General features: G+C 47.2%; 1 pseudogene. It reads right to left on the minus strand.

Features of this window, described 5'->3' with window-relative positions:
- Window positions 1-373, minus strand: a pseudogene (locus B4K20_RS03265) (diadenosine tetraphosphatase); the annotation flags it as partial.

Genomic DNA, 373 nt, shown 5'->3' on the forward strand with positions numbered 1-373 from the left:
CTTCAACCGTTACCCATTCATAGGGTTCTTGATCAATCCGCACCGCTGTCAATGTTTCGCCCCACACCGCACCACTGTCTAATGAAAACACATTACCGTAACGACCAACGCCCAAAGTAGACCAGTGCCCAAACACGACTCTGTCGTTGGCCGTCATTCTATTGGGCATTTCAAACCAGGGACGTTGGTGTAATGGTTTATCTTCAGGCGCCCCTTTGAACTTAAGTGCAATTCGACCATCTTCATGGCAGTAACGCAGACGGGTAAAGCAATTAGTGATAAAACGAAGTCGATCCCAGCCTTTCAGCTCAGGCGTCCATCGTTTAGGTTTATTACCATACATATGCTGAAAGAAATCACGCCAATTATCCCC

The sequence above is a fragment of the Methylophaga sp. UBA5088 genome (genome assembly GCF_002414625.1).
Taxonomy (GTDB): domain Bacteria; phylum Pseudomonadota; class Gammaproteobacteria; order Nitrosococcales; family Methylophagaceae; genus Methylophaga; species Methylophaga marina.